At 46.0% G+C, this 19,704-nt stretch carries 11 protein-coding genes; all 11 read left to right on the forward strand.

Annotation, left to right across the window (positions count from 1 at the left end):
* Window positions 1–68: 68 nt before the first annotated feature.
* The 11 genes from BLV62_RS02100 (at window position 69) to BLV62_RS02150 (ending at window position 19,115) form a co-directional block, all read left to right on the forward strand.
* Complete coding sequence (locus tag BLV62_RS02100; protein WP_089758211.1) at window positions 69–1,316, forward strand: efflux RND transporter periplasmic adaptor subunit; 1,248 nt, start codon at window positions 69–71, stop codon at window positions 1,314–1,316.
* 35 nt (window positions 1,317–1,351) lie between these two features.
* The gene (locus tag BLV62_RS02105) at window positions 1,352–2,041 is read left to right on the forward strand and encodes an ABC transporter ATP-binding protein (RefSeq protein ID WP_089758213.1); all 690 of its coding nucleotides are present in this window, start codon (window positions 1,352–1,354) and stop codon (window positions 2,039–2,041) included.
* Window positions 2,042–2,071: 30 nt separating this feature from the next.
* On the forward strand, window positions 2,072–4,471 hold the full coding sequence (locus tag BLV62_RS02110) for an ABC transporter permease (protein WP_211118321.1): 2,400 nt from the start codon (window positions 2,072–2,074) through the stop codon (window positions 4,469–4,471).
* A gap of 55 nt (window positions 4,472–4,526) precedes the next feature.
* Complete coding sequence (locus BLV62_RS02115) at window positions 4,527–6,884, forward strand: ABC transporter permease (protein WP_089758218.1); 2,358 nt, start codon at window positions 4,527–4,529, stop codon at window positions 6,882–6,884.
* Window positions 6,885–6,886: 2 nt separating this feature from the next.
* Window positions 6,887–9,256, forward strand: a complete 2,370-nt coding sequence (locus BLV62_RS02120; protein ID WP_089758220.1) for an ABC transporter permease — start codon at window positions 6,887–6,889, stop codon at window positions 9,254–9,256.
* A gap of 58 nt (window positions 9,257–9,314) precedes the next feature.
* A complete protein-coding gene (locus BLV62_RS02125) occupies window positions 9,315–11,702 on the forward strand; it encodes an FtsX-like permease family protein (protein WP_089758222.1) in 2,388 nt (795 codons plus the stop codon).
* 12 nt (window positions 11,703–11,714) lie between these two features.
* A complete protein-coding gene (locus BLV62_RS02130; protein ID WP_089758224.1) occupies window positions 11,715–14,090 on the forward strand; it encodes an ABC transporter permease in 2,376 nt (791 codons plus the stop codon).
* Between the two features lie 68 nt (window positions 14,091–14,158).
* Window positions 14,159–14,824: an ABC transporter ATP-binding protein gene (locus tag BLV62_RS02135; protein ID WP_089758226.1), complete on the forward strand. Its 666-nt coding sequence runs from the start codon at window positions 14,159–14,161 to the stop codon at window positions 14,822–14,824.
* A gap of 41 nt (window positions 14,825–14,865) precedes the next feature.
* Window positions 14,866–16,422, forward strand: coding sequence for a TolC family protein (locus BLV62_RS02140; RefSeq protein WP_089758228.1), 1,557 nt, complete (start codon window positions 14,866–14,868; stop codon window positions 16,420–16,422).
* Between the two features lie 26 nt (window positions 16,423–16,448).
* Window positions 16,449–17,825 carry an efflux RND transporter periplasmic adaptor subunit gene (locus tag BLV62_RS02145; RefSeq protein ID WP_089758230.1) on the forward strand — a complete coding sequence of 459 codons (1,377 nt, stop codon included), beginning with the start codon at window positions 16,449–16,451 and terminating at the stop codon, window positions 17,823–17,825.
* Window positions 17,826–18,092: 267 nt separating this feature from the next.
* Window positions 18,093–19,115, forward strand: coding sequence for an NAD(P)H-dependent glycerol-3-phosphate dehydrogenase (locus BLV62_RS02150; protein WP_089758232.1), 1,023 nt, complete (start codon window positions 18,093–18,095; stop codon window positions 19,113–19,115).
* The last annotated feature ends 589 nt before the right edge of the window (window positions 19,116–19,704 follow it).

The raw sequence follows: 19,704 nt of genomic DNA on the forward strand, positions 1-19,704 counted from the left end.
TAGTAGCGTATTTTGTGCTTTGGCATGTGGATTGGATTTCCACGGGCAGCAATTTTTCGCTTAAACACATGGATAGAAAATTAGAAAAGAAGTTCTGGAGTAAAAAGCGCATCATGATGATAGGAGGTGGTGCAGCAATCGCCTTGTTGCTTTTGTATACGCTGATCTTTGCCGACCATCGGGCTACCCTGAACGTAGAAAAAGATAAAATAACCATTGCGACGGTAAAGAAAGGAACTTTCGATGTTTATATAGCTGTTACTGCTGTAGTAATGCCCCTTAAAACTATCCGCCTGGATGCCATTGAAGGAGGATATGTGAGCCGCAAATACCTGGAAGGCGGAAGCATGGTAAAAGCCGGCGATTCGATCCTGAAACTGGATAACCAGCATATGATGATGGATTTCGTTAACCACGAAACAGAGATCTACCGCCTGCGTAACGAATTGCAGAACACCAGGCTGCAGATCCGGCAACAGGAGTTTACCATGCAGCAGGCTATCTCGGAGCTGGATATGAAGATCAATACAGCCAAGGACCTGTACGACAGGAACAAGCAGCTTGTTGAAGAAAAGATCATCGCCCGCCAGGAGTTCAATAAGAACAAATATGAGCTGGAAGGACTGCTGCGTCAGAAAGAGATACAGCAGGAATCGCAGAAGTACCAGCTTGAAAACGCCCGGACACAGATATCGCAGCTGGAAGGTACCCTGGCCCGCACCCAGCAGAACCTGGAACTCATGCGCCAGAACCTGAACAGCCTGATAGTAAGGGCCCCTGTTTCCGGTCAGCTGTCCAGCATCGATGTAGAAGTTGGGTCCAGCATTACCGCCGGCCAGAACATCGGGCAGATCGACGATCTGAATGGTTTCAAACTGAGGGCGGATATAGATGAGCACTATGTTTCACAGGTTTTCCCTGGTTTGAAAGCCACTTTCGAATTCGACGGCAAAACTTACGACATGGTGGTTACCAAAGTATATCCAGAGGTTAAAAGCGGTCGTTTCCAGGCAGATATGAATTTCGAAAAAGAAACACCCCAGGGAATACGCCGCGGACAGTCTTCGCCTATCCGCCTGGTACTGGGCAAATCGGCAGAAGCTATCCTGCTGCCGTTGGGAGGATTTTTCAGCGATACAGGAGGCAACTGGGTTTATGTACTCGATAAAAGCGGCAACAAAGCCGTTAAACGCAATATTTCGCTGGGTAGAAAAAATCCTTTGTATTTTGAAGTATTGGACGGTTTGCAACCCGGCGACCAGGTTATTGTTTCTTCTTATGAGAACTTCGGAAATAAAGACGTTTTATCTTTTTAACTATCATCCACTAATCACAAAAATAAAGATCACTTATGATTCGCACAGTCAACTTGCAAAAGCTGTTTACCACTGAAGAAGTAGAAACTACGGCCCTTAATGGAATCAACATGGAGGTGAATGATGGAGAGTTTGTAGCGATCATGGGTCCATCTGGTTGCGGAAAGTCTACATTGTTAAATATACTTGGCTTATTGGATAACCCTTCAGACGGTGAGTATCATTTCTGGGGTAAAGAAGTTGCCAGGATGAGCGAAAGACAAAGGGCCCAGTTGCGTAAAGGCTCTATTGGCTTTGTGTTCCAGAGCTTTAACCTGATAGACGAGTTAACGGTTTTCGAAAACGTGGAGCTGCCCCTGTTATACCTGAAGGTGCCGGCTGCCGAACGTAAAGTAAGGGTAGAAGAAGTGCTGGAAAGAATGAACATCATGCACCGCCGCAACCACTTCCCCCAGCAGCTTTCCGGTGGTCAGCAGCAAAGGGTGGCAATTGCCAGGGCCGTTGTTGCAAAACCCAACCTCATCCTGGCCGATGAGCCCACAGGAAACCTGGATTCAACCAACGGTGAAGAAGTAATGAAGTTATTGCAGGAATTGAATAATGCAGGTACCACCCTGATAATGGTAACGCACTCTCCTTATGACGCCGGGTTTGCCCACAGGATCATTAACCTGTTCGACGGCCGGGTTGTGACAGAAAATATCAAAGAACAGTTTCACGTGTGATTTCCTTCCGCCATTCTAAAATCAAACATGATGTTCAGGAACTATTTAAAGATCGCAATACGCCATCTGCAAAGGAACAAATTCATTACAGCGATTAACGTAACCGGGTTGGCCGTAGGAATGGCCTGTTGCATTTTTATAGTACTTTATGTCAGAGATGAACTGAGCTTTGATAAATTTCATCACAACACCGGCAATATTTACAGGGTTACCCGGTTTATATCCCGCAATGGCGTAACAGAGTACGATGCGCCTACACAGATTGCCCTTGCGCCTGCGATCAGGAACGAGGTAAAAGGTTTGAAAGAAGTTACCCGCGTATTCATCCCCGGGGTACTCCAGATCCAGGTAAATGACAAAAAGATCAAAGAAACCAAGGTAAAATTTGTAGATCCCGGCTATCTTAAAACTTTCAGCTTCGGGGTGCTTTCAGGAAAGAGCGCCGACCTGCTCAAAGCGCCATACACCGCCGTGCTGACCCAATCGGCCGCCCGCAAGTATTTCGGCAATGAATCGCCCATCGGTAAAAGCATGCTGGTAAGCAACAGCTATAACTGCCTGGTGACCGGCGTCATGCAGGACATGCCGCAGAATACAGATATAGGAACAGATGTGGCGATATCATTTTCCACTTTTCTTTCAGAATCACTGAAAGCAGGGATCGATTATGAACAGCAATGGTTCAATTTCCTGGATAATCAAACATTTATCCAGGTAGATGAAAATGCCGATCTGGCGAATGTACAGCGGGATTTAACCGCCATGGCCGAACACTATACCGCCGGCATTTCCAGGCGGCTGGGAGTAAAATTCGGACTCAACCTGCAGCCGCTCAGTCATATTCACCAACGGCCGCAGGGCGATTTCGGCAAAGATAATATGCCAATGCTCTGGATCTACCTCGCAATTGGTGCTTTCATCATATTGATCGCCTGTTTCAACTTCATTAACCTGACCACAGCCAGGGCGCATGAAAGGGCCAGGGAAGTGGGGTTAAGAAAGGTATTGGGCGCCGAGAAAAAAAGCCTGGTACTGCAATTCCTCACAGAATCTTCCCTGATAAGTATTATTTCTTTAATCATCTCATTGTTGCTGGTAATAGCACTATTGCCGGCATTTAATACCATTGCAGCAAAAAATATAAAGCTAGGTTTAAGTATAGACAGCGTACTGTTGACTGGCCTGGTATTGTTAGCGGCGGTAGTAGGACTGCTGGCAGGCAGCTACCCCGCTTTTTATTTGTCTTCCCTGCTGCCCATAAAAGTGTTGAAAGGGAAATTCGCCACTTCCCATTCAGGGATCTTCGTAAGGAAAGCCCTGGTTGTTTTCCAGTTTGCGGTTGCTGTAGCTATGATCATTTCTTCCTTTGTAGTTTATTCTCAATTAAAATACTGGTCAAATAAAAACCTGGGCTTTGATAAAGAGCACCTGGTAAATATCAGGATGGATGGCGTCAGCCCTGCGGTTGCTGATCACTATAAAGCAAAGTTGCTGGAACGCGCTGATGTAAAAAGCGCTTCCCTCAACAGCATGTTGCTGGGCAACAGCATTGATAGTAACAACCCGATCGTGGAAGAAGGCAAAGATGATAAGGAAGGATTTGTGGCAGGGATCATACATGGGGACTTCGACCTTGTGAAAACACTGAAACTTAAAATAATCGCAGGCCGGAATTTCGACCCGGCAATGAGAACCGACAGCAACAACGCGTTTATTGTTAACGAAGCGGCGGTAAGAAGTTTCGGGTTTAAAGATCCTATTGGTCAGCGTATCGAATGGAGGCCCGGGAGTAAAGGGGTTCATGGAACTATCATAGGCGTGGTTGCGGATTTTAATTACCAGGATCTGAAAAAAGCGGTTACCCCGGTGTTATATATGATAAAACCGGAGTACGCATCTAATCTTACCCTGCGCCTTGCACCGGGTAACCATACCGCCCAGTTAGCCGAGCTGGAAGAGCTCTGGAACAGCCTGTCTCCGGACCTTCTTTTCCAATATTCGTTCGTCGACCAGGACCTGCAAAACCTGTATAAAGGAGAAAGTACCCTTGGAAGACTATTCGGCATATTTTCAGGACTAACCATCCTGATCGCGTGCATTGGCCTTTTGGGACTTTCTATCCTGATCGCCCAACAAAGAACCAAGGAGATCGGAATCCGCAAGGTGCTGGGTGCATCTGCCGCTCATCTAAGCGTGCTGCTGACAAAGGATTTCCTTAAACTGGTACTGATCGGCAGCGTATTCGCCCTGCCGGTGGCCTACTTTGGAATGAATAGCTGGCTTCAGCGTTTTGTTTTCAGGGTATCGGTAGAATGGTGGATAATGGTTTTAGCGATCCTTATGGTAGTGATCATCGCTATTGTAACTATCAGCCTGCAGGCTGTCAAAGCTGCGCTTGTCAATCCCGTTGTTTCTCTTAAAACAGAATAGGGATAGAATTTTTGACTATTGAATATTACGGGTTTTTACCTTAAATCTGAATACGATGCTAAAGAGATACATAGTACTTGCTTTCCGAAACCTGCGCCGGCAAAGGTTATTCACCTTTATCAATATCGCGGGTCTGGCTATCAGTATGGCTGTGTGCCTGATGGTACTGGTCTCTTTGCATGAAACTTTCTCTTATGATAATTTTCATCCGCATGCCGGCAGGATATTCAGGGTCACCACAAAGGTGGAAACAACAGACGGACGGAAATACCATATGGCCAGTACGCCATTGCCGCTGGGAGAGGCAATAAATGCGGGGTATAAAGACGTAGAGCAAGTAACCTCTGTTTATTCGGCACTGATAGACGATGCTGCCGCCAATGGCAAAGAAATACCCGTAAGAGCTGCATTTACCAACGAGGCTTTTTTCAGGATTTTCGGGTTTAAACTGAAATGGGGAAACGCTAATACCATATTTGCTGATCCTAACTCAATTGTGGTATCCGATAACCTCGCCCAACGCTATTTCGGCGCAGGCAATCCTGTAGGCAAGGTGATAAGGTTCAGTAAATATGGCAACTATACGATCAGCGGGGTATTGGAAACGCCTCCATCCCATTCCCATCTCGATTTCGATGCTTATGCTTCATTAGCCGCGGTGCCGGTACTGGAACAATCGAAAGCCTTGCCCCAGATGTTGCAAAGTTGGGACCAGGTACAGGGTGCGTATACCTATGTCCTGATGAAAGAGGGAAAAGGTAGCAAAGCGATAAACGACCTGTTGGCAGTAGAATCGCACAGGTACGATATAATGAAAAAGGAAAAAAGAGGCAGCCTTTCGTTTGCCTCACAACCTCTGAATAAGATAACCCCTTCACAGGAATTATACGATGATATTACAAGCAGCCCGCCATGGGGAAAAGTGCTGACAGAAGCGCTGGTAGCCCTGGGATTGCTTATCTGCGCGTGCTTCAACTACATTAACCTGACCATTGTAAGGTCATTGCAACGGGCAAAGGAAGTAGGCATCCAGAAGGTGAATGGTGCGCAACGCTGGCAGATCTTCCTGCAGTTCATCATTGAATCTGTTATTCTTTGCTTTTTATCGTTCATCCTGGCTATAACAATGCTCTCCATAGCACGCCCTGATCTCCGGATCTGGAACGCTGAAATACTGCTTCTTTTCCTGGTGTTCAGTTTTGTGACCGGGGTGGTAGCGGGAATTATTCCTGCCTGGAGCCTGTCGTCTTTCCAGCCGGTGAAAGTACTGAAGAACATGGTAGACATTAAACTGTTCGGTGGTATTGGATTGCGGAAAACATTGATCGTCATCCAGTTTACACTGTCCATTGCCTCCATATTTTTCCTTATCACAGTTGCAAGGCAATTCTCCTATAAAGCAGTTGTGGATATGGGCTTTGCCAGGAAAGATATACTGGATGTGCCATTGGAGAAAACAAATTATGAGCTGATCAAACAACGGATGCTGGGGTTAAAGGATGTAGAAGCCTGTACAGCTACTTCCGGAGTATTGGGAATGCCAAGGGAAACGCGTTTTTGCCGCATCAGGACCCGCGAGAACAAGGAGGGGATTGAATTTGGATACTATGCCACAGACAACGACTTTATTAAAACCATGCACCTGACCTTGGTGGCAGGAACTAACTTCCCTGCTGCAAACACAGACCAGGAGCGCTATATCGTAATCAATGAACGGGCTGCAGGTGCGCTGGGGAATAAAACTCCGGGAGAAGCGATAGGACAAAACGTATGGCTGAATGATTCCACCCAGGTTAGCATCGTAGGCGTTTTAAAGAATTTCAATTACCAACCTATTGAAGTCGACATCCGCCCGATGGCTTTAAGATTTCTGCCCCAGGAGTTTACAAAGTTGCAGTTAAAGATGGCAAAGGGGGATAAACCGGCGCAAGTGGCTGCCGTACAGGATATATGGCAAAGCTTCAACCCCGGCAAGGAATGGAAGGCTGAATGGATGGATGAATCCCTGGCCGCCAGGAATGGGAGAGAGGTGGTTTCCATGTTGAGTTTCCTGGTGTTTATCTGCACATTGATCGCGGCATTAGGCCTGTTAGGCATTGTTTCATACACTTCATTTATCAGGAGAAAGGAAATAAGTGTTAGGAAAGTATTGGGAGCCGATGTCATCTCCCTGCTGGTACTGCTGTCCCAAAACTATCTGAAACTCATCTTTATTGCTGCGTTGATCGCCATGCCAATAGGAATACTGGGAAGTTCTTTCTTCCTGCGGATATTCGCCTACCGGGTTTCCCTGGGAATACTTCCAATGGCGCTTGGGTTTCTTGGGCTTTTTGTTTTGGCGCTTATTACCATCCTGTCACAGACCTGGGCTACCGTTCAGGTAAACCCTGCTAAAAACCTAAGAAACGACTAACTATGCTGCTTGCAAACTACATAAGGATCGCATGGAGGAATCTAAGGAGCAAAACGCTTTATAGCAGTATAAAGATCGGAAGCCTGGCTACCGGTCTCAGTGTTGCTATACTGATCCTGCTGTATATGGCCCATGAGCTGAGTTACGACAGGTGGCAAAAAGACAGCGACAGGATCTTTTGCCTGGCAACCAGGATAAAGCTGGATAAGGATACGATCCAAACCAACGGGTATAGCTATGAGGCAGCCACTATGATCCGCGACCAGAACAAGCAGGTAGAGTCGTTCCTTCGCATTACAGGATCATTATCCCAGGGCGCAAGCATCCAGTCGGTTACTGATCCGGCCCTGAGAGAGAATGCCGGCAATATTTATTTTACCGACCCTAACTTTTTTACTTTCTTTTCTTTCCGCCTGCTGGAAGGCAATAAGGAAGAAGTGCTGAAGCACCCCTTTAGCATTGTGGTCAGCGAACGCATTGCCAGGAAGTTTTTTAAGGGCGCTTCGGCAGTGGGGCAGTCGTTGCTCTATAACGGGGAAAATACTTTCCTGGTAACAGGCGTAATGGAAGATGCGCCATCCAATGCCAATCTGAAGGCCGACTACCTGATGTCGGCAAACAGTATCAGCGGCATAGAAAAGATCGGTACATTGCTGAACACATCCGGGAATTTCGGAGGGCCGTTCAACCTATACCTTAAACTGACCGACAAAAGCCAGCAGGCGCAGGTTGCAGCAAATATCTCCCGCCTGGCCGACGCTTCGGGCCTTCCCGGCAAGGTCTTGCTTCGCCCGCTGACCAGCCTGCAGAAAGAAATATCTCCCAATTTCAGGTATCTAAGCCTTTTCCCGCTGGTAGCGGGCCTGGTTTTGCTGATGGCGCTGATCAACTATATGAGCCTTTCCACCGCCCGCGCTATTGGCAGGGCGAAGGAAATTGCCGTAAGAAAAACGCTGGGAGCAAATTACAAACACATTGCCTGGCAGTTCTATATCGAATCCGGCCTGTATGCCTTCATCGCATTTGGAGTTGCGTTAGTAATGGTTTTGTGGTTCAACCGGCCGTTAATAAGATACCTGGAAGTAGATATAGATACCGGTTTCCTTTTTCAACCATTAGCCTTTATTATCTACCTGGGATTGCTTGCCATAACAGTTTTGCTGGCAGGAAGTTATCCTGCTTTTATCTTGTCGAGATACCAGGCTGCTGTTGTAAAGCCATCGGAAAAAGACAAGAACACCAGGAAAGTGATGACAATAGCGCAATTCCTGGTAGCCGGTGTACTGATCGTTTGCTGCGTCGTTATCCGGGAGCAACTGGATTATTTCAGGAATGCCAATACGGGGATAGAGAAGGACCGGGTAGTGATGGTTCCCTTCCAGGAGTCGATGGGCGCTCATTATCCCGCCTTCAGGCAGCAGGTGGCCGCGCTGAACGGGGTAACGGCAACGGGTACTGCAAGGTATCCCCTGTACGAGGGCGAGGATATGTGGTTCATAAACCAGGAAAAGGATAAGTCGCAAACCCTGGTATCGGTGATCCAGGTTGACCAGGCTTTGATGGCTATGACAGATATGAAGTGGAAGGACAGGCCGGTCAGCAATTTTATATCCGATCAGCCCAAGGCGGTTGTGTTAAATGAAACGGCGGTTAAATACCTGAAACTAGGGGATGCGCCGGTAGGAAAGTTTGTCCCTTTCGGGCCCGATAACCGGCAGGTTATAGGAGTGGTAAAGGACTTCAATTTCCGTTCGCTGAGATCTGAGATCACTCCCCTGGCCTTGTTCGTGGAAAAAGAAAATTCCACGGCCTGGGGTGTTAGTAATCCTGGTTGTTTGTTTATTAAACTGGGGCCTAACCAGTCAATTCCCCGGCTGCTGGCGGATGTTAAAAAGATCTTCGAGCGGTTCGACCCGCGGTCGGCGTTTGAATATAAGTTCCTGGACGAAACTTTCAATAAGATGTACCGGGCAGAAGACCAGTTAAGAAGGCTGTTCGACATTTTTACCCTCTTAACCATCATTATTGCCGCTTCGGGATTGCTGGGCCTGGCCACTTTTTCGGCAGAATTAAGGACCAGGGAAGTGGGTATCCGGAAGGTTCTGGGAGCAAATGTTTCCCAGCTGGTGTTACTATTATCAAAAGAATTTATTAAACTGGTGTTCGTTTCATTGGTGATCGCTACTCCCATAGCCTGGTACCTGATGAAACAATGGCTTCAACAATTTGCTTATCGCACTGAAATGAAGTGGTGGATGTTCGCTGTGTCGGCCGCCCTGGTATTGACTATAGCGATTATTGCAGTAGGTGGTCAGGTGCTGAAATCTGCTTTACGTAACCCAGTAAAATCATTAAAAATAACAAGTGATTAGAGAATCGGAGTGTGTTTCTACACGCCCCGCTTTTTTGTCATGATAAATATTTCATAGTATGTTGATAAGTTATTTAAAAATTGCATGGAGAAATTTATTGAAGCAAAAGGTCTTTGCTTTGGTAAATCTGGTTGGTATGGGGGCTGCTCTGTGCGCTGTACTGCTGCTTTCGTTAACCGCTTACAAAGAATGGTCTTTTGATCGATTTCATGAGAAAAGAAATCATATATACCAGATTGTAAATGAGAAGGTCCAGAATGGGAATACTTCTACGATGGTCACTAACAGCGTTGCCGAGCCGCTGGCGGCCGCTGTTAAGGCAGAAATACCAGGGGTAAAACATACTTCCTATATAACCGGTTTTAACCTGCCAGTACGGGTTGGGGCCAACGTATATTATTTACATACCCAGTTTGCCAACCGCGATTTCTTTAACATGTTTTCCTTCCCGTTGGTAAAAGGGATCGGCGACGAGGCGCTGCGGGAGCTAAACCAGGTGGTGATCACGGAAGCTACCGCTGCGAAACTTTTCAGCAAGGCTACCGATGCCGTGGGCAAGAGTATTGAGATCAACGTACGGGGACAATGGCAGCCCTACATTGTTGGCGGGATTGCCGAAAACATCCCACAGAATTCAAGTATCCGGTTCGACCTGGTGGCACGCGTAGAAAGCGACCCGTATTACAACGAGGTTAAAGGGAAATGGGATGTTTCTACTAATCCCCTGTTGGTAGAACTTGAACCCGGCGTCAGCCAGGCTTCTTTTGAAAAGCAGTTAAATGCTTTAAAACCCAGGTATTACGCGAAAGCGATCCAGGAAGGGATGACGGATTTTACCTTCAAAACTATATCCCTGAACGATTTCAGGCTGGATGAACATAGTTATTTCTTTGGCGGGGTAAATAAATACTATCCCTGGTTGATGGTTATTTTATCTGCGCTGATCATCAGTATAGCCTGTATAAACTTTATCAATCTTTCCGTTGCCCGTTCTCTTGGCCGGAGTGCAGAAATCGGGTTGCGTAAATCCCTGGGCGCATTTAATGGCCAGGTGTTCCTGCAGTTTTGGATGGAGTCTTTCCTGTTATGTGTATTGGCGCTTGTACTCGGGTCTATCCTGGCGGTATTTATCCTGCCATTTTATAACCGCCAGTTCAGCCAGCATATCCAATGGGAGATGCTCCAGGATGTGAAGGTGATTGCGGGTATCATTATCATCTTCTTTTTAATCACCCTGCTGGCCGGAGGGTTCCCCGCCTGGAAGATATCGCGCCAGCATATCCTCACAATGCTGAAAGGAAAGATGAACATCAACAAAGGCAATTATGTAAGGAACTCCCTTATCGTAGTACAGTTTGTAGTAGCAGTGATCCTGTTCAGTTGTACAGCTATTATCTGGCAGCAGCTTAATTATATCAGGAACAAGCCACTGGGTTATGAAGTGAATACCATAGCCAGTATCCCGCTGGATAATGCTACCCCGGCGGTACTCGACAATATGAAGCAGCGGTTATCACAGTTCCCCGATGTAAAGAGCGTAAGCGCGGGGATGAACAATTTCGGTATTGGCTCTGATGGCAACTCCGGCAACTGGATCATAGGATTCTCGTTCCATGGACAGATGCTTACTACTAAGTTCCAACGGGTAGATTATAATTATGCCGGCACTATGGGCATGCAAATGGTGGAAGGCCGCGATTTTTCAAAAGAATTCGGTACGGATAGCAGCGCTATCCTGATCAACGAAACAATGGCGAAGCAGTTAAGAGTGAAAGAACCGTTGGGAACGATGATAGATCTGGGGCCGCAGGGCAACCTGAAAGTAGTGGGAGTTATAAGGGATTATCATTTTGAATCGTTGCGTCGCAAAATTGATCCGTTGATCATAGGCCTGGCAAAACCCAATGACCTGGGTTACTTGTTCGTAAATGTAAGAACATCAAACCCCACCGCTACGTTGGATAAAATAGCAAGGTTATGGAAAGAAGTGAATCCCCTGGCGGAAAACTCTCCTACCTACCTGAATGATAATATGAGAAGGATGTATGAAGATGAACATCGTTTTTCAAATATGCTTCTCAGTGGTGCAGGACTGGCAATTATAATAACCTGTATGGGCTTGTTTGCCGTTACCGTGCTGGCAACCGCCCAGCGTAAAAAAGAGATAAGCATACGCAAAGTATTGGGTGCTTCTGTAAGCAGCATAGTAACGTTGCTGACACGCGATTTCCTGGTACTGGTGCTGATCGCTATCGTGATAGCAGCCCCTTTAAGCTGGTATTTCATGCAGAAATGGCTGCAGCATTTTGAATTTCATGTATCTGTTCCCTGGTGGATATTTATCGTGGTAGGGGCTATCGCTATTCTAATAGCCGTGGTAACTATCTCCCTGCAATCTATAAAGGCAGCATTGTCTAACCCTGTTAAAAGTCTGAACAGAGAATAAAACTAATTACCAATGATGTGGCAAAACTTCTTTAAAACTTCTGTGCGTAGCTTGTTCAAAAGAAAGCTGTATACCTTCATCAACATAGGAGGGCTGGCTATCGGGATCGCTTGTTTTATATTATTGTTCCTGTTCCTGCAGAATGAATGGACTTATGATCGGTTCCACACAAATGGCAAACAGTTATTTCGCATCAGTTCTGCCTATGGCGAAATTGATCAGCCTTTAACGCATACCGCGCTGACGCCCAGCGCCCTGGCCCCGGCTTTAAAGACTGTGCCGGAAGTACAGACAATTACCAGGATCTATCCGAAAGCCAGCCTTGTTGCGAACGGAGAGAAAGCGATAAACGAGAGCAGATTTATATATGCAGAAGCGCCTTTCTTTACTATGTTCTCTTTTCCTTTACTGGAAGGCGATCCGGCTACCGCTTTGAGCGGTCCGAACATGGTAGTGCTGTCAGCTTCGATGGCGGAAAAATACTTTGGGAAAAGCAGTCCTACCGGCAAAATGCTGAAGATCGACGGAAAGGATTTCATGGTAACCGGAGTGGCCAAAAATCCCCCTTCCAATACTCATTTAAAGTTCGATTTTGTTGGCAGTTACAGTTCAATGAATATTACCGACAGGTGGGGATCTGCAAATTACTACACTTACATCCAGCTTGCCGATAAAGCTACCAGCAATGCGTTGCACGATCGCCTCACTTCGATGATAAAAGGGATGATGGGGTCTAATACCAAGTACAGGTTTGATCTTATACCGGAGCCTATTGCCGATATTCATCTTTACTCACAGTCTGAGAACTCGACCGAAAGAGGCGGCAACCTGCAATACGATTACATGCTGGCTATCATAGCAGTGTTATTGCTGGCTGTTGCCTGCATCAATTTTATGAACCTGGCCACTGCCAGGTCTGCCGACCGGGCAAGGGAAATCGGCGTACGTAAAGTAATGGGAGCGGTGAAAAGAGAATTGTTTACACAGTTCATCACTGAATCGGCTATTATCACCTTCTTAGCCCTGGTGATTGGCACAGTGTTATCCCTGGTCTTGCTGCCATGGTTTAATAATCTCACCCAATCTACCATCCGGATGCACCTGGAATGGCCGTTGATTGTTGCCTTGATCGCTGTTTTCGTGGTAACCACTTTCCTGGCTGGAGCCTACCCGGCATTCTTCCTGGCCAATTTCAAACCAGTGCAGGTATTGAAAGGCAAAACTCCTGTGGGTAAAGGCGCTGCTTTACGTAAAACACTGGTGGTATTCCAGTTTGCAGCAGCGGTATTTTTTATTATCTGTACCCTGGTGGTAGGGCAGCAACTTTATTATATACAACATAAAAAGCTGGGGCAGGACAGGTCGCAGGTTGTGGTGCTCAACGGCAGCCGTTTTGACAACAACTCGCTGGCTGCCTTTAAAGCCAGGCTGCTGCAGCAGTCGGAAATCAGCCAGGTAAGCGCATCTTACGATTCGCCTGTTAATATCGGGGGCGGCTATGGCATTGGCCAGATCCAGGGTAAACCGGCTGACTATTCCATGGATGTTACTGCCATCCCGGTGGAAAAAGATTATTTACAGACCATGGGGATCGATATCCTGGCGGGCGGAAAGTTGACCGATGCCGACATCCAGGATGTGACCAGGGAGAAGCAGGAAGATAGACGTTATCACTTCTATTTAAATGAAACAGCTGTAAAGCAACTGGGATGGACGCCTACAGAGGCTGTTGGCCGGACAATGACTATGAACGGGCGTATCGGAAGTGTGAAAGGCGTGATGAAAGACTTTCATTTTGCCAGCATGAAACAGAAAATTCAACCTTTAATTGTATTCCCGGAATACGAATGGTTCGGGGAAATACTGGTGAAAGTGAATGGACGTGATCCGCAGCGTGCATTGGCCAGGATTGAAGATGCCTGGAAATCTTACCAACCTGGCAGACCATTCGACGCTCATTTCCTGGACGATGATTTTAATGCCATGTATGAATCGGAATTCCGGGCCGGCAGGCTGCTGAAGGTTTTCAGCGGTTTGGTGATCCTGGTTTCCTGCCTCGGGTTGGTTGGATTAGCCGCTTTCACGGCAGAACAAAGGACCAGGGAATTGGGAATCCGTAAAGTATTAGGTGCTTCGTCATCGAATCTTGTTGCCCTGTTATCCAAAGATTATATCAAACTGGTAACAATTTCGTTGATAGTTGCTGCTCCGCTGGGAGCTTATGTAATGATCAAATGGTTATCAGGTTTTGCCTATCATATAAACCTGGGCGCCGGCGTTTTCGTTGTGGCGGGCCTGTTAGCCATGGCAATAGCCTTGCTGACAGTGAGTTTACAGTCTGTCAAAGCAGCGCTGATGAATCCTGTTAAAAGTTTGAAGTCCGAATAATACCTTAGTTAGCAGGTCTGTAAAAGAAAATTTATCTTGTAAAAGCTAAAAAAATAAACAAATCAGTCATGATACAATTGCAGAATATCACTAAATACTACCCGGTTGGACTTGGAAGGAACTTTATCCTGAAAGACATTGATCTGACGATCAATGAAGGAGAATTTGTGTCGATAATGGGGCCTTCGGGATCAGGTAAATCCACGTTACTCCATATTATGGGGTTGCTGGAAGAGCCGTCGGAAGGGCAGTATTTATTTGAAGGGGAGAGGGTAGATAAGATGAATGAAAAAAAACGTACACAATTGCACCGGGGATCTATTGGTTTTGTATTCCAGGCATATCACCTGATCGACGAGTTAACTGTTTATGAAAATATTGAAACGCCATTGCTCTATAAAAATGTATCGGCTTCCGAGCGTAAAAGCAGGGTCGCAGATGTGCTGGACAGGTTTAACATTGTTGCCAAAAAAGACCTGTTCCCTAACCAGCTTTCTGGAGGCCAGCAACAGCTGGTAGGTATTGCCAGGGCTATCGTTGCCGAGCCCAGAGTGATACTGGCCGACGAGCCTACCGGTAACCTGCATTCAGACCAGGCTAAGTCGATCATGGAGTTGTTCAAAGAACTGAATGAAAAGGATAAAATAACCATTGTACAGGTGACCCACTCGGATGTAAATGCGACTTATGGCAATCGCATCATCCAACTTCGCGACGGGCATATAAGGTCATGATAAAATAGCCCGCATTTAAAGAAATCTGTAAAAAAAAGATTATGTTGTACACTGAAATGGTGAACGGTATTGCCATACCTAAAAAATTTTGGCCTTCTATCAAGAAGAATGAAAAAGTATCGTCACAATTATTATATTTTTGGAAGGTTATGAGAATATCCCGAATAGCAGGAGTGATCCTGGTTTTATTGTTTGCCGACATAACATCCGCATTAGCCCAGGATAAGTGGAGTTTACAGCGTTGCGTGGATTATGCCTTGCAGAATAATTTACAAGTTAAACAACAGGAAATCCAAAGACGTTTGTCTGAACTCACCCTCAGGCAAAGCAAACTTGGTATGATCCCAAGCGTGAACGCAGGACTTAATGGTTCCTACAGCCAGGGTCGTAATCCCAGTCCCCTCACCAATACTTATGTTACCCAATCATTAACGGGGGTAGACGGAAGCCTGTCTGTAAGCGCCGATATCTTTAACTGGTTTAACAGGCAACGCACCATCACTGCAAACAAGTACGACCTGGAGTCTAACAGTTTCCTGCTGCAAAAAGCAAGGAATGATCTTGCATTCAATGTTGCGACAGCATTTTTACAGATCTTGCTGAACGTTGAACAAGTGAAAGTAAACGAGGTGAATGTGGAAGTGACCAAGCAAAACCTGGAGAATACAAAGAAGCTGGTAATTGCAGGATCAGTTCCTGAGAGCAACCAGGCCGACCTGGAAGCGCAATTGGCGCTCGACAGTACTAATCTCGTTTCCGCTCAGAACCAGGTAACGTTATCTATCCTCCAGATGAAGGCATACCTGAACCTTGGATTTGATATTCCATTTGAACCTGAAATCCCTGCAAATATTTCCAGTCTGCCAATTGCGCCACTGAGCGAGATGGCCCCGGAAATGGTTTACAGCCAGGCGCTGACAACCTATCCGCTGGTTAAAGCAGACCTGGCCAAAATTCAGTCTGCCTACTATATTTACAAAGCAAACAAATCAACGCTGTATCCAAAACTAAGCATTGCTGGTTCAATTGGCAGCAACTATTCCAACGGGATCACGAAAAATGGCGACAGGGGAGCGCCATTTATCTATACAGATACGATCGGAGTTGTAAGTAACAGCGGCGTGCCGGTAACAACAGAAAAAGTAATTTTCCCCAACCAGCAGATCCTGAAAATGCCGTTCCATGAACAGTTGGATCTGAACTTCCAGCAGATGGCCAGGCTTTCTTTAAGCATTCCTATATTTAATGGCTGGCAGGCACGGACCAACATAGCGAAAGCAAAATTGAATGTTGAGACATTGGAGTTGACCCGGGATATCGATAACCAGAAATTGAAACAGGATATTTATACAGCACATGCAAACGCTGTTGCTGCTTTACAGAAATATAATTCATCAACAACAGGGGTGGTTGCCGCGCAGAAAGCCTATGATTTTGCAACAAAAAGATTTAACCTGGGCCTGATGAATACGATTGATTATATCACAACGCAGGGTAAATTGTATCGTGCGCAGATCGAAAAGGTCTCGGCGCAGTATGACTATATATTTAAAATGAAACTGCTGGAATTCTATAGAGATCAGAAAATTTCGCTGTAGCTTTCCTTCAGAAATTAAACTGCTTTATGAAGAGAAAGAAGAAATGGTATTGGGTATTAATTGTACTGGTATCAATCATTGTTTTACTTGTTATTCTGAAGGCCGCCGGAGTTATCGGCAAAGATGAAGGCCTTAAAGTAGCTACCGACAGGGCTGCCCGACACAACATCATAGAAGTGGTTACCGCCAGCGGAAAGATCTACCCCGAAATTGAAGTGAAAGTAAGTTCCGACGTATCCGGTGAAATTACCGACCTCCTGGTAAAGGAAGGCGACTCTGTAAAAAGAGGCCAGGTACTGGCTCGCATATACGCAGATATTTACGGTTCAATGGTAGATAAAGCCGCAGCTTCTGTTAGCCAGAGCCAGGCCCAGTTAGCCAATACCGCTGCTGCTTTGAATTCGTATAAAGCGCGCCTCGACCAGAATAAAGCAGCCTACCTCAGGAATAAACAGTTGTTGACCGAAAAAGTGATTTCACGGTCTGAATTTGAAACTGCCGAAGCGGCTTACCTGGCTGCCCAGGCCGATTATAACGCCGCTGTTCAGCAGATCAACAGTAACAAATTTGCTGTTCAAAGCGCCCAGGCAAACCTGAATGAGGCCAATAAAAACCTCGGTCGTACTACCATCTCAGCCCCCATGGGCGGCATTATATCTTTACTCTCCGTTAAAAAAGGGGAAAGGGTGGTAGGTACCGCCCAGATGACCGGTACCGAAATGCTCAGGATCGCCGATATGAACACCATGGAAGTACAGGTAGATGTGGGGGAAAACGATGTTCCGAGGGTGAAACTGGGGGATACCGCCATTATTGAAGTGGACGCCTATAACGCCAGGGAATTCAAGGGCATAGTGACCCAGATCGCAAGCTCCAGCAAAGGCGCTGCAACTGCTACTACCGCTACCGCATCATCAGCAGAACAGGTTACCAGCTACATCGTTCATATCCGTATCTTACCTGAAAGCTATGCCGACCTGGTAGACAAAGCAAACAGAACGTTCCCTTTCCGCCCGGGAATGAGCGCCAGCGTGAATATCCAGACCCGCACAGTTAAAAACGCACTGGCTATTCCTATTAACGCGGTGACAACCAGGGATTCTGCAGCCAATGCAGCAAGAAATAAAGAAAAGAAAGAAGGAGAAAGCGAAGAACAGGCTATTACGCCAACTAAGGCCAATATTAATGAAGTAGTTTTCGTGTTGCAGAAAGATAATACAGTTAAAATGGTAACTGTTAAAACCGGGATCCAGGACGACTCAAATATCCAGATACTTTCCGGCCTCAATGAAGGCGATGAAGTAATAAGCGCACCATATTCCGCTGTTTCCAAAGGCCTGGAAAACGGCAAGAAAGTGAAAGTCGTTCCCAAAGAGCAACTCTTCGAAGGCCAGAAGAAATAGGCTCACGCAAAGGTGCGGCGGGAGCTAAGAGCGCAAAGGATTTTGTTAAGGGAAATAGGAAGCAGAGATTTTTTCTGGAAATAATAAGCAAGCAAAGGATAGAACGTTTTATATAACTTCAATCCTTTGCTTTTTTATTTATAACAACCGTTTATTCCCTTAAAAACCGCTTTGTATCCTTATTTCCTTAACAAAATCCTTTGCGCTCTTAGCTCCCTCGGCGCCTTAGCGTGAAAAAACCTCCTTATATTGCGTAAAAAAAGCATAGTGAGTAAGCGTATCGGACTTATCGGTAGTGGCAGTTGGGCTACCGCCCTGGCGAAAATCCTGACAGATAACGGGCATCATATCAATTGGTGGATCAGGAATGAAGAAACTATTCGCCATATGCAATCGAGGCACCATAATAAGCATTATCTTACCTCAGTATACTTTGACACCAGCCTCCTGGCATTAAGCAGCGACCTGCGGAGCGTAGTGGAATCCAGCGATATAATTATTCTGGCCGTTCCTTCTGCCTTTCTTGAAACAGTGCTTGAGTACCTGCCTCCGGCAACCTTGCAGCAAAAACAGATAGTTTCAGCCATTAAAGGACTGGTACCCAGCACCAACACCCTGATCAACGATTACCTGGAGAAACAGTTTAAGATATCTCCAAAACAATACTTCACCATCACTGGCCCTTGTCATGCCGAGGAAGTGGCCAATGAAAAACTCTCTTACCTGACATTTTCCGGAACAGCGATCGACGATGCGCAGGAAATTGCCAACCTGTTCACCACTCCTTACCTGCAAACCATCGTAAATGCTGATATTATTGGCGTGCAGCTGGCGGCTGTGCTGAAGAACATTTATGCATTGGGTGCAGGCATAGCGCATGGGCAGGAGTATGGCGACAACTTCCTGAGCGTATACATTACCAACTGTTTTAAGGAAATGCAGCATTTCCTGGAGAAATACGAGGAACTGGCGGCTATTTCCGCCGGCACTACGCCGGTATCCCATAATTACAGCGCCAGCGCCTACCTGGGCGATCTGCTGGTTACCTGTTATTCGCTGCATAGCCGGAACAGGACGTTCGGGAACATGATCGGGAAAGGATACAGCGTAAAGGCGGCCCAGCTGGAACTGAATATGATCGCTGAAGGGTATTATGCAAGTAAGTCTGTATTCCAGATGAATAAATCAATCGGGGCTTATATGCCGGTTGCCCAGGCCGTGTTTTCTATCCTTTGGGAGCAGGTACATCCTGCCGATGCATTTGAAGGCCTGGAAAAAGGATTCGTTTAATATCAATCGCCTGATAGGATAAAGGCTGGTCAATTCAGACCAGCCTTTGTTGTGGAAAAGAGAAGTAGTCGCAATGAGAAGTCGGGAAGTTTAATAGTCATCGTAGTCTTCGTAATTGTCCTCCCCAATCTTGACGATCGCTTTTACATTGGGAAAATATTGTTGTACCAGGGCCGATATCTTTTCGAAAAGGTATGGCGGAAGTACCGGCCCTTCGTAGTATTCAAGATTGTTCGTTTCGTCTGAGATAACGTATTCAGTAACGTTTCTGTCTATAATCGCTTGAAATCGCCTCTGTCGGGGTAGTTTCCTGAGATTTAGCCTGGTAGGCACACCATCGACATTGAATGTACATGCAATGTTTCGCATAATTTCAGTAACTGGGTTTAATTAAAAATGGATTTCAAAAAGATGCTGGTAAATGTGTAACTAGTGCATTCACGAAAATAAGCTGAAATGGAAAAGTTTTCATTTTTGTATAGTTTTTATAAATAGAATTTTGGATAATGATTATAATATCTTGCTTAATATAGAATTTTGTACTGCAAGTGTAAACATTTCTACTTATATCAAATGTTAACCCAACACA

Source organism: Chitinophaga terrae (ex Kim and Jung 2007), assembly GCF_900107795.1.
Classification (GTDB): domain Bacteria; phylum Bacteroidota; class Bacteroidia; order Chitinophagales; family Chitinophagaceae; genus Chitinophaga; species Chitinophaga terrae.

What these genes read in the sequence shown, in the direction of transcription:
- BLV62_RS02125 (WP_089758222.1), top strand. Translation starts at nt 9,315, where the DNA reads ATGTTGATAAGTTATTTAAAAATTGCATGGAGAAATTTATTGAAGCAA.
- BLV62_RS02110 (WP_211118321.1), top strand. Translation starts at nt 2,072, where the DNA reads ATGTTCAGGAACTATTTAAAGATCGCAATACGCCATCTGCAAAGGAAC.
- BLV62_RS02145 (WP_089758230.1), top strand. Translation starts at nt 16,449, where the DNA reads ATGAAGAGAAAGAAGAAATGGTATTGGGTATTAATTGTACTGGTATCA.
- BLV62_RS02100 (WP_089758211.1), top strand. Translation starts at nt 69, where the DNA reads ATGGATAGAAAATTAGAAAAGAAGTTCTGGAGTAAAAAGCGCATCATG.
- BLV62_RS02135 (WP_089758226.1), top strand. Translation starts at nt 14,159, where the DNA reads ATGATACAATTGCAGAATATCACTAAATACTACCCGGTTGGACTTGGA.
- BLV62_RS02140 (WP_089758228.1), top strand. Translation starts at nt 14,866, where the DNA reads ATGTTGTACACTGAAATGGTGAACGGTATTGCCATACCTAAAAAATTT.
- BLV62_RS02130 (WP_089758224.1), top strand. Translation starts at nt 11,715, where the DNA reads ATGATGTGGCAAAACTTCTTTAAAACTTCTGTGCGTAGCTTGTTCAAA.
- BLV62_RS02120 (WP_089758220.1), top strand. Translation starts at nt 6,887, where the DNA reads ATGCTGCTTGCAAACTACATAAGGATCGCATGGAGGAATCTAAGGAGC.
- BLV62_RS02115 (WP_089758218.1), top strand. Translation starts at nt 4,527, where the DNA reads ATGCTAAAGAGATACATAGTACTTGCTTTCCGAAACCTGCGCCGGCAA.
- BLV62_RS02105 (WP_089758213.1), top strand. Translation starts at nt 1,352, where the DNA reads ATGATTCGCACAGTCAACTTGCAAAAGCTGTTTACCACTGAAGAAGTA.